Source organism: Cellulomonas sp. PhB150 (genome assembly GCF_003755175.1).
GTDB lineage: Bacteria > Actinomycetota > Actinomycetes > Actinomycetales > Cellulomonadaceae > Cellulomonas.
In genome coordinates this window covers 417,656-432,054 of record NZ_RKHX01000002.1, presented here as the reverse complement: position 1 = coordinate 432,054, position 14,399 = coordinate 417,656, and the positions used below count along the sequence as shown (strand labels likewise).

Genomic DNA, 14,399 nt, shown 5'->3' with positions numbered 1-14,399 from the left:
GTCTTCTCCTGAGGTCTGCTGTGGTTGCGCCGCCGCGTGCCCGTGGGGTTGGGCTCGCCGGTGGCGCGAAGGACGCGACGGCCGCAGGTAGAGGGGCTGCTGCCATCGGGTACAGCCGACCATTGTGCCAGACGAGGCGGGGCAGTCCCAACACCGTGACCGGCGCCACCGGGCGGCGTCGCGCTACCGGCGCACGCCCCGCAGGATCACGGCCTTCGGCGACCGCAGTGCGTCGATCTCGACCCGCGGATCCTCGGCGTAGACCACCACGTCCGCGCTCGCGCCCTCCTCGATCGACGGCACCCCGAGCCACCGGCGCGTGCGCCAGCTCGCCGCGGCCACCACCTCCCGTGCCGGGATGCCCGCCCGCACCATCTCCCGCGCCTCGTCCGCGATCCGCCCGTGCCCGATCGTCCCGCCCGCGTCGGTCCCGACGAGCACCGGTACGCCCGCCTCGTGCAGGTTCCGGACGTGCTCGTAGCGCCGCTCCCCCATCGCCGCCATGCGTGCAGCGAAGCGCGGGAAACGGGCGCCCTGGGCGGCGATCGCCGGGAACTGCGCGACCTGGAGCAGGGTCGCGGTGACCGGGACACCGGCTGCCGCGATGCGGTCGATGTGGTCCGGCGAGGCCCCGGTGGCGTGCTCGAGGCAGTCGATGCCCGCGTCGAGCAGGTCGTCGAGCGACTCCGTCGCGAAGGTGTGGGCGGTGACGCGCGCGCCGGCGTCGTGCGCGGCGGCGATGGCGTCGGCGAGGACGGCACGCGGCCACAGCGGCGTCAGGTCCGCGTCGGCCCCGAGCGACCGGTCGATCCAGTCCGCGACGAGCTTGACCCAGCCGTCGCCGCGCGCAGCTTCCTCGCGCACCGCGGTGGGCAGCTCGGACGGCGAGGCCAGCTCGCGACCGTAGTGCCGCAGGTACCGCTTGGGCAGCGCCAGGTGCCGGCCGCTGCGGATCAGCCGCGGCAGGTCGTCGCGCTCGTGCACCCACGCCGTGTCGGCGGGCGACCCCGCGTCGCGGACCAGCAGCACGCCCGAGTCACGGTCGGCCAGCGCCTGCTGCTCGGCGACCTCGTCGGGCACCGGTCCGTCCGCGGCGAGACCGATGTGGCAGTGCACGTCGACGAGGCCGGGCAGCACGACGCCCTCGATCGTCGTCGTCGGCGCGGACGGACGCGTGAACGTCAGGCGCCCGCCGACGACCCAGACCTCGCCGACCTCGCGCTCGTCGTCCAGGACGACCGTTCCCCGGAGGTGCAGGTCGGGCACGTGCTTCAGCGTCCGCCGAGGAACTTGTCGAAGCCCGCGGGCAGGTCGAGCGTCGACGGGTCGACGCCCTGGGGCTGCTGGGTCCCGAGCCCGAACGACGAGCCCGCGGGGGCCGCCGGCTTCGTCGCGACGCCGCGCTCCTGCTGGGCGCGCAGCGCCGGGTTGCCGGACTTGCCCTTGACCTTGCGGGCCGGCGCCTGACGGCCACGCGACTTCTTGCCGCCCATGCCCGGCAGGTTGCCCATGCCCGGCATCCCGGGCATGCCGCCGCCCTTGGCCATCTGCTTCATCATCTTCTGGGCGCCGTCGAAGCGCTCCAGCAGCTGGTTGATCGCACTCGGCGTCGTGCCGGAACCGGCGGCGATGCGCGATCGGCGCGAGCCGTTGATGATCTTGGGGTTCTGCCGCTCGGCCGGGGTCATCGAGCGGATGATCGCCTCGATCCGGTCGACCTCGCGCTCGTCGAAGTTGTCCAGCGCCTCGCGCATCTGGCCCATGCCCGGGAGCATCCCGAACATCTTCTTCATCGAGCCCATCTTCTTGAGCTGGTTCATCTGCTCGAGGAAGTCCTCGAGCGTGAAGTCCTCGCCCGCGGCGAGCTTGCCCGCCATCTTCTCGGTCTGGTCGGCGTCGAAGTTCTTCTCGGCCTGCTCGATGAGCGTCAGCACGTCGCCCATGTCGAGGATGCGCGAGGCCATCCGGTCGGGGTGGAACACCTCGAAGTCGGTGAGCTTCTCACCCGTGCTCGCGTACATGATCGGCCGGCCGGTCACGGAGGCGACCGACAGCGCCGCACCACCGCGGGCGTCGCCGTCGAGCTTGGAGAGCACCACGCCGGTGAAGCCGACGCCGTCGGCGAAGGCCTGCGCGGTCGTGACCGCGTCCTGGCCGATCATCGCGTCGATCACGAAGAGGATCTCGTCAGGGCTCACCGCGTCGCGGATGTCGGACGCCTGCTGCATGAGGTCGGCGTCGACGCCCAGGCGGCCGGCGGTGTCGACGATGAGCACGTCGTGCTGGCGCTGGTGCGCGGTCTCGAGGCCGGCCCGTGCGACCCCCACGGGGTCCGCGCCGAACGGCAGCACGTCGTCGGAGCCCTGGTTGCCCGGGTGCGGCGCGAACACCGGCACGCCGGCACGCTCGCCGACGACCTGGAGCTGCGTGACCGCGTTGGGGCGCTGCAGGTCCGCCGCGACGAGCAGCGGGGTGTGCCCCTGCGACTTCAGGTGCAGTGCGAGCTTGCCGGCCAGGGTCGTCTTGCCGGCGCCTTGGAGGCCCGCGAGCAGGATGACCGTCGGCGGGTTCTTCGCCATGTTCAACGTGCGCGTCTCGCCGCCGAGGATGGCGACGAGCTCCTCGTTGACGATCTTGACGATCTGCTGCGCCGGGTTCAGCGCGGCCGAGACCTCGGCCGACAGCGCGCGCTCGCGCACGGCTCCCGTGAAGGAGCGGACGACGGGGACGGCGACGTCCGCGTCCAGCAGGGCGCGGCGGATCTCGCGCACCGTGGCGTCGATGTCCGCCTCGGACAGCCGCCCCTTGGTGCGCAGGTTCTTGAAGGTCGACGTCAGTCGGTCGGACAGGGTGGCGAACACCTGGCGGTCCTCACGGCTCGATGGATCAGGGACGGTCAAGCGTACCTGTCAGCCACCCGCCAGCTCACGCAGGGCCCGCGCGACGAGGTCGTCGACGAGCGTCGCGCGCCACGTGCTCCACGCCGCCGGGCCCGCGGCGACCGCGTCGGCCTCGGTCAGCACGCGCAGCGCCGCGAGCAGGTCGGCCCGGCGGTCGACGGCCACCAGGAGCCGCTCGACGGTCGCGGGGTCGTCGGGATCGGCGGTCGTGGCCAGGTCCACGAGCGTGAGGTGCTCGCGCACCAGCCGCGTCGCGTCCGCCGCCATCTGCTCGCCGAAGCCCATGCGCAGGACGATCGGCCCGACGAGCCTCGCCCCCTCGATCGAGTGGTCCCCGGCCCCCGCCCGCTTGCCGATGTCGTGCAGCAGCGCGGTGACCAGCAGGGTGTCCCCCAGCGCGAGCTCGCGACGGTCGGGCGACGCGTTGGCGACAGTCTCGACGAGGTGCCGGTCCACGGTGTGACGGTGCACGGGCGAGCGCTGCGGCCGGTTGCGGACCGCGGCCCACTCCGGGATCCACGTCGTGACGACGCCGGCCAGGTCGAGCGCCTCCCAGATGGGCGTCTGGGCGTGCCCGGAGCCGAGCAGCTGCAGCAGGTACGTGCGCGCGGCCTTCGGCCACGGCTCGGGCAGCGGCGGCGTGGCGGTGAGGTTCGCGACCGACAGCGGGGACAGGACGAGCCCGGTGCGAGCGGCCGTCGCCGCGGCGCGCAGCGCGAGCAGCGGGTCCTCGGCCGGCTTCGCGTCCACCGCGAGGACGATCTCGCCGTCGTGCTCGACGAGCCCTTCGGCGATGGCGCGCAGGCGCGGCGGGGTGCGCCGGCCGCGGACGAACACCGGGCCGCGGGCCGGGCGCTGCAGGGCCTGGCGTGCGTTGCGGGCCGTCGTGTCGAGCGCGTAGGAGATCACGCGGCCGGCCTCGGCGATGCTCGCCAGCAGGTCGTCGCGGTCGTCGAAGCCGACGAGGGCCGCGACCTCGTCCTGGTCGGCGAGCAGGAGCCGGTTCGTGTGCCGGCGGGTGACCACCTGGACGCTGTCCCGCACGTCCAGCAGGTGCGCGTAGGCGCGGTCGACGGCCCCGTGGGGCCGGTCCGTCAGCCAGGACGCGCTGAGCGCCGAGAGGACGACGGCGTCGCGGATCCCGCCACGCGCCTCCTTCAGCTCGGGCTCGATCAGGTAGGCGAGCTCGCCGTGGCGGTCGGCGCGCTGCTTGGTGGAGGCCAGGAGCTCGGGCAGGCGGCGACGGGCGGCCGAGCGCCAGTCCTCCAGGAGGGCGGACTTGGCGCGGGAGATGACCACTGCGTCGCCGGCGACCGGCTGCAGGTCGAGCAGGCCCACCGCGGCGGGCAGGTCCTTGGACGCCACCTGCCGGCACTGGGCCAGGGACCGCACCGAGTGGTCGAGGTCGAGGCCCGCGTCCCAGATCGGGTACCAGAGGCGCTGGGCGAGCGCCGAGAGCTCCTCGGCGCTGTGGCCCCGGCCCTCGTGCACCAGCAGGAGGTCGAGGTCGCTGACGGGGCTCGCGTCGCCGCGGCCGATGCTGCCGACGGCCCCCAGGGCGACACCGCTGACGTCCTGGTCGGCCGTCGCGTCGTCCCAGAGCTCGGCGAGCCGCTGGACGACCAGCCGCGCGATCGCGGCGCGACGGGCGATGCCGTCGGACTGTGGGCCGGTGAGTCCGGCGGCGAGGTCGAGCCGTTCGACACGCAGGTCCCGCACCCCACGTACGGGGTGCGGGACCTGCGTCGACTCGTCCCCGGCCGCTGCCCCCACGGGCGGCCGTTGGTTGTTCATCCGGTCAGAGCGCGTCGTCGCCGTGCTCGCCGGTGCGGACGCGAACCACGTCCTCGACCGGCACGACCCAGACCTTGCCGTCACCGATCTTGCCGGTCTGCGCCGCCTTGACCAGGACGTCGGTCACGCTCGCCACGTCCTCGTCGCCGATCAGCACGTCGATCCGGACCTTGGGGACCAGGTCGACCGTGTACTCGGCGCCGCGGTAGACCTCGGTGTGGCCCTTCTGGCGGCCGTAGCCGCTCGCCTCGCTCACCGTCAGGCCACGCACTCCGGCGGCCTCGAGCGCGGACTTCACATCGTCCAGCCGGTGCGGCTGGATGACCGCGGTCACAAGCTTCGTCATCACTTCACCTCCGTCACGACGCGGGAGCCAGCGCCCAGCGTCTCGTACGCGGACTCGGCGTGCACGGCGAGGTCGATCCCGCCGACCTCAGCCTCCTCGGAGACCCGGATGCCGATCGTCTTCTTCAGGATGTAGCCGATCACGAACGTGGCCGTGAAGCTGAACAGGATCGCCGCGGCAGCGACGATGGCCTGCGTCAGCAGCTGGTCGATGCCGCCGCCGTAGAACAGGCCTTCCTTCGCGCCGTCCGGGAGGAAGGTGCTGTTGTCCGCCGTGGCGAAGAACCCGATCAGCAGCGTGCCGACCAGACCACCGACGAGGTGGACGCCGACGACGTCGAGCGAGTCGTCGTAGCCGAACTTGTACTTCAGGCCCACGGCCAGGGCGCAGAGCACACCGGCGATGGCGCCGATCGCGATCGCGCCGTAGCTGTCGACCGCGGCCGCGGCCGGCGTGATGGCGACGAGGCCGGCGACGACACCGGACGCGGCACCGAGCGACGTGGCGTGGCCGTCACGCAGCTTCTCCGTGGCGAGCCAGGCGAGCATCGCGACACAGGTCGCGACGGTCGTGTTGAGCCACGCGCGGCCCGCGACGCCGTCGGCGCCGAACTCGGAGCCGGCGTTGAAGCCGAACCAGCCGAACCACAGGAGCGCGGCGCCGAGCATGACGAACGGCAGGTTGTGGGGCCGCATGGGCTCCTTGCCGAAGCCCTTGCGGATGCCCAGCAGGAGCGCAAGCACGAGGCCCGCGGTACCGGCGTTGATGTGGACGACCGTGCCACCGGCGAAGTCGATCGGCGTGGAGATCGACTTGGTGATGCCGTCGGCGCCGAGGTTGCCGCCGTTCCAGACCATGTGGGCCATCGGGACGTAGACGACGGTGACCCAGATGCCGCCGAAGACGAGCCACGAGCTGAACTTCATGCGGTCGGCCACGGCGCCCGAGATGAGCGCGACGGTGATGACGGCGAAGGTGAGCTGGAAGCCAGCACCGACGAGGAACGGCACGCCCGTGGACGCCATCAGGCTGTCCGCGTCGGTCGCGCCCTGCAGGCCGAACCAGGTGGTCGGGTCAGCGAAGAACCCGCCGATGTCGGGGTTGGTGTCCGTGGTGGAGAACGCGGCCGAGTAGCCGTACAGGACCCAGATGAGCCCGACGAGCCCGAGGGCTCCGAAGCTCATCATCATCATGTTCAGCACGCTCTTGCCGCGCACCATGCCGCCGTAGAAGAACGCCAGTCCAGGCGTCATCAGCAGCACGAGCGATGCGGCGACGAGCATGAACGCCGTGTTCCCGCTGTCTAGTGTGAAGTCCATCGAGAGTGCCTCTCCCCTCGCCAGCCCGGGGTGGCTGGTCCGCACTTACAGTCGACGGTCGGGGTTTCCGTCGCTCGCGGGACGCGTTACGGCCGTGTGACAAGCCTCACGCACAGGTAAACGTTCGGTTTCGTGGTGAGCGGATGTCCAGATCGCCCTAGGCGTCGAGGAGCCCGTCGACGAAGGACGCGGCGTCGAACGGCGCCAGGTCGTCGGGCCCCTCGCCAAGCCCGACGAGCTTGACGGGGACGCCCAGCTCACGCTGCACCGCGACGACGATCCCACCCTTGGCGGTGCCGTCCAGCTTGGTCAGCACGATGCCGGTCACGCCGGCCACCTCGCCGAAGACGCGCGCCTGGTTGAGGCCGTTCTGGCCCGTCGTCGCGTCGAGCACCAGCAGCACCTCGGACAGCGGCGCCTCGCGCGTGATGACGCGTGTGATCTTGCCGAGCTCGTCCATCAGGCCGGCCTTGTTCTGCAGGCGACCGGCGGTGTCGACGAGGACCACGTCGACGCCGGAGGCCTTGCCGGTGCGGACCGCGTCGAACGCCACGGCGGCCGGGTCGGCGCCGTCGCGATCGGAGCGCACGGTCGGCACCCCGACGCGCGAGCCCCACGTCTGGAGCTGGTCGGCTGCGGCCGCGCGGAACGTGTCCGCAGCACCCAGCACCACCGAGCGGTCCTCCGCGACCAGGACGCGCGCGAGCTTGCCCACGGTCGTGGTCTTGCCGGTCCCGTTGACGCCGACGACGAGCACGACGGCGGGCGTGGGCTCGCCCGCGGCGTCGGCACCCGGGGCCAGGTTCAGCGAGCGGTCGAGGGTCGGGTCGACGAGCGCGATGAGCTGCTCGCGCAGCAGCGCCCGCACCTCGCCGGGCTCGCGCACGCCGTCGACGCGGACGCGGGTGCGCAGGGCGTCGATGAGGTCACCCGTGGGGCCTGCGCCGACGTCGGCGAGCAGGAGCGTCTCCTCGAGCTCGTCCCAGTCGTCCTCGGTCAGGTGGTCCCGGGACAGCACGGCGAGCAGGCGCGCGCCGAGCGGCGAGCCGGAGCGGGCGAGCCGCCCGCGCAGCTTGGCGAACCGGCCCGCGACGGGCGCGGGGACGTCCAGCTGGACGTCGAGGTCGCCCTCGGTGACGCCGTCGGGAACGACGAGGTCCTCGTCGACGGCAGGCTCGAGCAGGTCAGGGTCGGTGCTCGTCGCCGGGGCGACGGGAGGCGCGGTGAGGACGTCGGACCCCTCCGCACCGGGAGCGGTGACGTCCGGCGCGTCGTCGGCCTGGTCGCGCCGCCGGCGCACGAACACCGTGCTGACGGCGACGAGGAGCGCGGCGGGGATGCCGGCAGCGAGCAGGTACGTCCAGGTGTCCGGGTTCACCGGGTCAGTCTGTCAGGTGGCGCCGACCGAGGCGTCAGGAACGACGCGTCCCCGGGAGCGCGCCGAGCGCCTTCTCCCGAGCACGGTGCAGGCTGTCGCCCAGCTCCTCGACGTGCAGGTACGCGTCCCCCTGGTCGGCCGTGACCGCGAGGAACTCGGCGAGCTTGAGATCGACCGGCTCGGCCTCTGCGGCCTGCGCCGCCTCGTCGCGCGTGCCCCGGGCGGCCCAGCCGGCCCGGAAGCTGCGCCAGGGCGAGCCCTGGGCGTCACCCGCGCTCGTGACGCTCGCGACGAGCAGCACGAGGCCGGCAGCGAGCAGAGCGACGAGGATTCCGATGACGACGACCACGGGACCAGTCTGTGCGCCGTCGGCCGCCGCAGCGGGGCACCGGGCGGGACCGCTGCCAACCCGGCACACAATCTCCACACCAGGTCAGACGGCGGCGTCCTCGCGCATCCGCTGGCTGATCACGGTCGTGACCCCGTCGCCGCGCATCGTCACGCCGTAGAGCGCGTCGGCGATCTCCATCGTGCGCTTCTGGTGCGTCACGACGATGAGCTGGGAGTCCTCCTGCAGCTCGCGGAAGATCTCCAGCAGCCGGCCGAGGTTCGCGTCGTCGAGCGCCGCCTCGACCTCGTCCATCACGTAGAACGGGCTCGGGCGCGCCTTGAAGATCGCGACGAGCATCGCCACGGCGGTCAGCGACCGCTCGCCGCCGGACAGCAGCGAGAGCCGCTTGACCTTCTTACCGGCGGGACGCGCCTCTACCTCGATGCCCGTCGTCAGCATGTTGTCGGGGTCGGTCAGCACCAACCGGCCCTCGCCGCCCGGGAACAGCCGCGGGAAGACCACGTCGAACGCGGCCGCGGTGTCGCGGTAGGCCTCGGCGAACACCTGCTCGACACGCTCGTCGATCTCCTTGACGATCACCAGCAGGTCCGCGCGGGACTTCTTGAGGTCCGCCAGCTGGTCCGTGAGGAACTTGTGCCGCTCCTCGAGCGCCGCGAACTCCTCGAGGGCGAGCGGGTTGACGCGCCCGAGCAGCGACAGGGCCCGCTCGGCGGAGCGCAACCGCTTCTCCTGCTGCTCGCGCACGTACGGCACGGCGGTCGGCGCCTCGGGGTCGACCTCGGTACCCGGCACGACGACGACGGGCACGTCCTGGTGGGGCCCGAACTCGTCGAGCAGCACCGCCGGGTCGAGCCCGAGCTCCTCGATGGAGCGGTTCTGCAGCGCCTCGACCCGCAGCCGCTGCTGCGTGCGGGCGACCTCGTCGCGGTGCGCCACGTCGGTCAGGCGGGCGAGCTCGGCCGCCCGCTGCTCGACGTCGGCGCGGGTCACGGCGATCAGCCGGTCCCGCTCCCCGCGCGCGGTCTCGGCCTCGTCCCGCTCGTCGGACGCGCGCCGCAGCGAGACGTCCAGCGATGCGAGCGAGCGCTCGGCGCCGATCCGCACGGCCTGCGCGACGACGACCTGGCGCGCCCTGGCCCGCTCGCGCTCGGCGGCCTTCTCGCGCGCGACCCGCTCCGTGCGGGCGGCCCGCTCGAGGGACTCGGCGCGGCCGGCGAGCGCCCGGGCGCGCTCCTCCACGGTCCGCAGCGTCAGCCTCGACTCGGTCTCCCGGGACCGGGCGCCCGTGGCGAGCTCGGCGAGCCGGTCGCGGCGGTTGGTCCCCTCGAGGATCGCGGCCTCGCTCTCGGCGGGCTCGACCTCGGCCGCGGCGAGGCGCTGGGTGAGCTCGGCGAGGTCGGCCGTGTCCTGCTCGAGCGTGCGCGAGGCGACCTCGAGCGACGCCTCGACGCGCTCGGCCTCGGCGCGCGCGGCGCGGGCGGTCGAGCCCAGGTGGCCGAGCTGCTCGGCCACGGCGGCCAGCGCCGCGTCCGACTCGTTCAGCCGCTCGAGGGTCGCCTCGTGGGCGTCGTCGGCCGCGGCCAGCGCCGTCCTCGCCGTGGCGAGCTCGAAGCGCAGCCGCTCGGCGGTCGCGGTGGCCTCGGCCGCGCCGTGGCGCGCCTGGTCGAGCGCCGTCTGCAGGTGCAGCGCGCTGGGCGCCGTCGCGGAGCCGCCGGACGCCTGGTGCCGGGACAGGACGTCGCCGGTGCGGGTCGCGACGACGAGGTCGGGGTGGGTGGCGAGCGTGGCCCGGGCCTGCGCGAGGTCGTCCACCACGACGACACCGTCGAGCAGCTCGGCGACCGCGCCGCGCACGTGCTCGGGCGCCTGCACGAGGTCGATCGCCCACTGGGCGCCGTCGATCGGGCCGCGAGCCGCGGGCACGCTGGGCGAGCCGCCGACCAGCAGCGACACCCGCCCGGCGTCCTCGGTGCGCAGGTAGCGGATCGCGTCGACGGCCGCCTCGACCGACTCCACGGCGACGGCGTCGGCGATCGCGCCGAGCGCGGCCACCACGGCCTCCTCGTCGCGCGGGTCCACGGCGAGCAGGGCCGCGACCGTGCCGATGGTGCCGCGCACGTCGTCGGCCGCGAGCAGCGCCCCGACGCCGTCCTTGCGCGTCAGGCTCAGCTCGAGCGTCTCCGCGCGGGACTCGAGCGCCGTGCGCTCGCGCTCCGCCGCGCCGAGCCGCTCGGTGAGGTCGGCGACCTGGGCGGTCGCGGTCTCGAGGGCCTCGAGCGCGGCCTCGTGCTCCGCGTCGAGCCCCTCCTCGCCTTCCTCGACACCCGCGACCTGGGACTCGAGCGCAGCGAACTCGGTGGTCGCCTCGGCGCCACGCGCCTGGGCGGCGACGAGCGACTCGCGCAGTCGACCGAGCTCGGCCTGGGTCGCCTCGACCCGGCTGCGGCGCGCGGCGACCTGGCCGGCGAGGCGGGCCACTCCCTCACGGCGGTCGGCCGCGCCACGCAGGGAGGTCGCGAGCTCCTTCTCCGCCGCGGCTGCCTCCTGCTCGGCCTCCTGGCGCGCGCTCACGGCGCCTTCGAGGCCGGCGCGGGCGAGGTCCACCTCGGCCGCGAGCTCGGCCTCGGCGACGCGCACGCGCTCGGCCTGCCGGGCGAGGTCGTCGGGGTCGGAGCCGCCACGGGAGGACTGCTCGGGCGCCGCGACGCCCAGCAGCCGCACGCGGTCGGCGGCGAGCGACGACGTGCCCCGCAGCCGCTCGCGCAGCGACGAGAGCCGGTACCAGACCTCGCTCGCCTCGCTCAGGGCCGGCGCGGCCTCGGCGGCCTCGCGCTCGAGCGTGGCGAGCCGGGCGCGGGTCTGCGTCAGGACGGTCTCGACCTCGGCCTTCTGGGCCGCCAGGGCGCTCTCGTCGGCGAGCTCCTGGTCGAGCTGTGCGGTGAGCTGGGCGAGGTCGTCCGCGAGCAGCCGGGCGCGCGCGTCGCGCAGGTCGGTCTGGACGACCGCGGCCTTGCGCGCGACCTCCGCCTGCCGACCGAGCGGGCCGAGCTGGCGCCGGATCTCGCCGGTCAGGTCCCCGAGGCGCGTGAGGTTGGCCTGCATCGCGTCGAGCTTGCGGAGCGCCTTCTCCTTGCGCTTGCGGTGCTTGAGGACGCCCGCGGCCTCCTCGATGAACCCGCGACGCTCCTCGGGCGTCGCGCGCAGCACGGCGTCGAGCTGGCCCTGCCCGACGATCACGTGCATCTCGCGGCCCAGCCCGGAGTCGGACAGCAGGTCCTGGATGTCGAGGAGCCGGCAGCCCTGCCCGTTGATCGCGTACTCCGAGCCGCCGTTGCGGAACAGCGTCCGGGAGATCGTGACCTCGGTGTACTCGATCGGCAGCGCACCGTCGGTGTTGTCGATCGTGAGCGAGACCTCGGCGCGGCCGAGCGGCGGGCGGCCGGACGTGCCGGCGAAGATGACGTCCTCCATCTTGCCGCCGCGCAGCGACTTGGCCCCCTGCTCCCCCATCACCCACGCGAGCGCGTCGACCACGTTCGACTTGCCCGACCCGTTCGGCCCGACCACGCAGGTGACCCCGGGCTCGAAGTTCAGCGTCGTCGCGGACGCGAACGACTTGAACCCGCGCAGGGTCAGGGTCTTGAGGTGCACGGGGGCAGCCTAGAGCGCGCGGTGACGCGCGCCGGGGAGCCGCGCGCTCAGAGCGCCGGGAACCAGAGCGCGATCTCCCGCGCCGCCGACTCCTCGGAGTCCGAGCCGTGCACGAGGTTCTGGATGACCTTCAGGCCCCAGTCGCGCCCGAGGTCACCGCGGATCGTGCCGGGCGCCGCGACGGTCGGGTCGGTAGCGCCGGCGAGCGAGCGGAACCCCTCGATCGCGCGGTGCCCCTCGACGACGACGGCGAGCACCGGGCCGGAGCCCATGAACTCGATCAGCGGCGCCAGGAACGGCTTGCCGGCGTGCTCCTCGTAGTGCTCGGCGAGGAGCTCGTCGGACGCCTGGCGCAGCTCGACGGCGACGAGCGTGTAGCCCTTGGCCTCGATGCGGCGCAGGATCTCCCCGGTCAGGCTGCGGCGGACGCCGTCAGGCTTGACGAGGACGAGGGTGCGCTGCTGGACGGGTGCGTCGGTCATGGGCGAAACCCTAACGCGACGTCAGGGCCCGACCTCGCCCGGGTGGGCCGCGTCGTACTCGGCCCGCTCCCGGTCGATGCGCCCGCCGAGCCTCAGCGAGACCGCCCACAGCGCGATGAAGACGGCCGCGACGACCAGCGCCATCCCCCGTGCCACCGACGGCAGCACGAGCGCGGCCGCGACGACCCACACCTGCGCGACCCACCCGGCGACGTACCCGCCGGGCCGCGAGACGAACCCGGACACCAGGATCAGCACGAGCGTGAGCCCGCCGCCGATCCCCCACACCCACGCCGGCTCGACGTCGATCCACGGGTCGTCGCCTGCACTCAGGCCGTAGGCCACCAGCGTCGCGAAGAACACGCAGAGCGCCTCGAGGACGAGCATCGTCTGGGCGAACTGCGGCTTGGCGGGCCGCTTGCGACGGATCCGCGGTGTCTCGGCTGCTGCGGTCACCGTTCCAGGGTACCGGCGGGCACGTCGTCACCCGCCGGTCGCTGGGTCGGCAGCAGCTCGTCGGCCGAGGCCGTGAGCTCGTCGACGACGACCTCGTCGGGCCCGGAGACGCCGGTGCCGTCCGCCGCGAGCGCCTCGCCGCGCGCCACCATGCCGGCGACACCCGAGAGCTTGACCTCGCGCAGGAACAGCGCGAGCACGAAGCCGACCAGGATCAGCGGCACGAAGTACCAGAACGACGGCGCGAGCGTGCCCGCGAACGCGTCGATGACCCCGGACTTGTACGGCTCGGGCAGCGTCTGCACGAACTCGGGCGTCAGGCTCGCGCTCGGGTCGGCGCCGCCGCCCGGCGCGTCGGCGAACACGTCCGCCAGCTTGCTCGTCAGGGCGGTGGTGAAGATCGTGCTGAACACGGCGGTGCCGACCGCAGCGCCGATCTCGCGGAAGAAGTTGTTCGCCGAGGTCGCGGTGCCGAGCTCGTGCGGGTCGACGGCGTTCTGGACGGCCAGCACGATCGTCTGCATGACCAGGCCCATGCCGGCGCCGAGGACGAAGATCATCGCGCCGAACAGCCACATGGACATGTCGCCCGTGATCTGGGTGAGCCAGACGAGGCCGGCGGCCGTGATGAGCAGGCCCGCGACCGGGTACATCTTGTAGCGCCCCGTCTTGGTGATCGCGATGCCCGAGCCGATCGCGGTGATCATGACGCCGACCATCATCGGGAGCATGAGGAAGCCGGACTCGGTGACGCCCGCACCCGTGGACATCTGCAGGAACGTGGGCAGGAACGCCAGGGCCGCGAACATGCCCATGCCGAGGATGAAGCCGATGACCGTCGCGATGGTGAACGTGCGGTTCTTGAACAGGCGCAGCGGCAGCAGCGGCTCGCTGGCGCGCAGCTCGACGACGATGAACAGCGCGATCGCGAGCAGGGTGCCGCCGACGAGCGCGAGCAGGCCGGTGTTGCCCCAGTCGTAGGTGGCGTTGCCCGACCAGGAGATCCAGCTCGTCGCCAGCACGAGGCCGGACGTGCCGACCACCATGAAGAAGATGCCCGCGACGTCGATCTTCTTGCCCGATCGGTGGCTGGGCAGCTTGAGGGTGAACCACGCCGTGGCGAACGCCGCGACGCCGATCGGGATGTTGATCCAGAAGCACCAGCGCCAGTCGGCGTGCTGCGTGAACAGACCGCCGAGCAGCGGGCCGATGACGGCCGCGATGCCGAACAGGGCGCCCATCGGCCCCATGTACTTGCCGCGGTCCTTGGCGGGCACGATGTCCGCGATGATCGCCTGCGACAGGATCATCAGGCCGCCGCCGCCGAGGCCCTGCACGCCACGCCAGAACACGAGCTCGCCGAACGACTGCGCGAAGCCGGCACCCGCCGAGGCGAGGGTGAACAGGCCGATCGCGACGAGGAACGGCCAGCGCCGGCCCCACAGGTCGCCGAACTTGCCGTACAGCGGCATGACGATCGCGATCGCCAGGATGTAGGCCGTCACGACCCAGCCCTGGTGCGCGACGCCGTCGAGCTCGCCGACGATCGTGGGCATCGCGGTGCCGACGATGGACTGGTCGAGCGACGACAGGAACATGCTCGCCATGAGCGCACCGAAGATGAGCCAGACGGTGCGGGGGGTGAGGACGACGAGCGGCTTGTCGCTCGTCGTCGGTGCTGCGGTGGCCATGCGGGGGTCCTCGTTCTGTGCGGGTGGAGC

11 protein-coding genes are annotated in these 14,399 nt (G+C 73.1%); all 11 read right to left on the bottom strand.

What is annotated here, in order from left to right:
• Positions 1 to 183: 183 nt before the first annotated feature.
• On the bottom strand, positions 184 to 1,266 hold the full coding sequence (locus EDF34_RS09370; RefSeq protein WP_123371081.1) for an amidohydrolase family protein: 1,083 nt from the start codon (positions 1,264 to 1,266) through the stop codon (positions 184 to 186).
• Between the two features lie 5 nt (positions 1,267 to 1,271).
• A complete protein-coding gene (gene ffh, locus EDF34_RS09365; RefSeq protein ID WP_123371080.1) occupies positions 1,272 to 2,861 on the bottom strand; it encodes a signal recognition particle protein in 1,590 nt (529 codons plus the stop codon).
• Positions 2,862 to 2,909: 48 nt separating this feature from the next.
• Positions 2,910 to 4,694, bottom strand: a complete 1,785-nt coding sequence (locus EDF34_RS09360) for a [protein-PII] uridylyltransferase (protein WP_123371079.1) — start codon at positions 4,692 to 4,694, stop codon at positions 2,910 to 2,912.
• Positions 4,695 to 4,698: 4 nt separating this feature from the next.
• A complete protein-coding gene (locus EDF34_RS09355; protein WP_123371078.1) occupies positions 4,699 to 5,040 on the bottom strand; it encodes a P-II family nitrogen regulator in 342 nt (113 codons plus the stop codon).
• The gene (locus EDF34_RS09350; protein WP_123371077.1) at positions 5,040 to 6,359 is read right to left on the bottom strand and encodes an ammonium transporter; all 1,320 of its coding nucleotides are present in this window, start codon (positions 6,357 to 6,359) and stop codon (positions 5,040 to 5,042) included. Before EDF34_RS09350 ends, EDF34_RS09355 begins: the two co-directional genes overlap by 1 nt.
• Before the next feature lie 157 nt (positions 6,360 to 6,516).
• On the bottom strand, positions 6,517 to 7,737 hold the full coding sequence (gene ftsY, locus EDF34_RS09345) for a signal recognition particle-docking protein FtsY (RefSeq protein ID WP_123371076.1): 1,221 nt from the start codon (positions 7,735 to 7,737) through the stop codon (positions 6,517 to 6,519).
• A 34-nt stretch (positions 7,738 to 7,771) separates the two neighbouring features.
• The gene (locus EDF34_RS09340; protein ID WP_123371075.1) at positions 7,772 to 8,086 is read right to left on the bottom strand and encodes a hypothetical protein; all 315 of its coding nucleotides are present in this window, start codon (positions 8,084 to 8,086) and stop codon (positions 7,772 to 7,774) included.
• A gap of 84 nt (positions 8,087 to 8,170) precedes the next feature.
• Positions 8,171 to 11,740 (bottom strand): chromosome segregation protein SMC, encoded by a 3,570-nt coding sequence (gene smc / locus EDF34_RS09335; RefSeq protein ID WP_123371074.1) that lies wholly within the window; start codon positions 11,738 to 11,740, stop codon positions 8,171 to 8,173.
• Positions 11,741 to 11,787: 47 nt separating this feature from the next.
• Positions 11,788 to 12,222, bottom strand: a complete 435-nt coding sequence (gene ndk, locus EDF34_RS09330; RefSeq protein ID WP_123371073.1) for a nucleoside-diphosphate kinase — start codon at positions 12,220 to 12,222, stop codon at positions 11,788 to 11,790.
• 21 nt (positions 12,223 to 12,243) lie between these two features.
• Positions 12,244 to 12,678 carry a DUF4233 domain-containing protein gene (locus EDF34_RS09325; RefSeq protein WP_255414183.1) on the bottom strand — a complete coding sequence of 145 codons (435 nt, stop codon included), beginning with the start codon at positions 12,676 to 12,678 and terminating at the stop codon, positions 12,244 to 12,246.
• Positions 12,675 to 14,369, bottom strand: a complete 1,695-nt coding sequence (locus EDF34_RS09320; RefSeq protein WP_123371072.1) for an MDR family MFS transporter — start codon at positions 14,367 to 14,369, stop codon at positions 12,675 to 12,677. The genes EDF34_RS09325 and EDF34_RS09320 overlap by 4 nt, the downstream gene beginning before the upstream one ends.
• Positions 14,370 to 14,399: the final 30 nt, after the last annotated feature.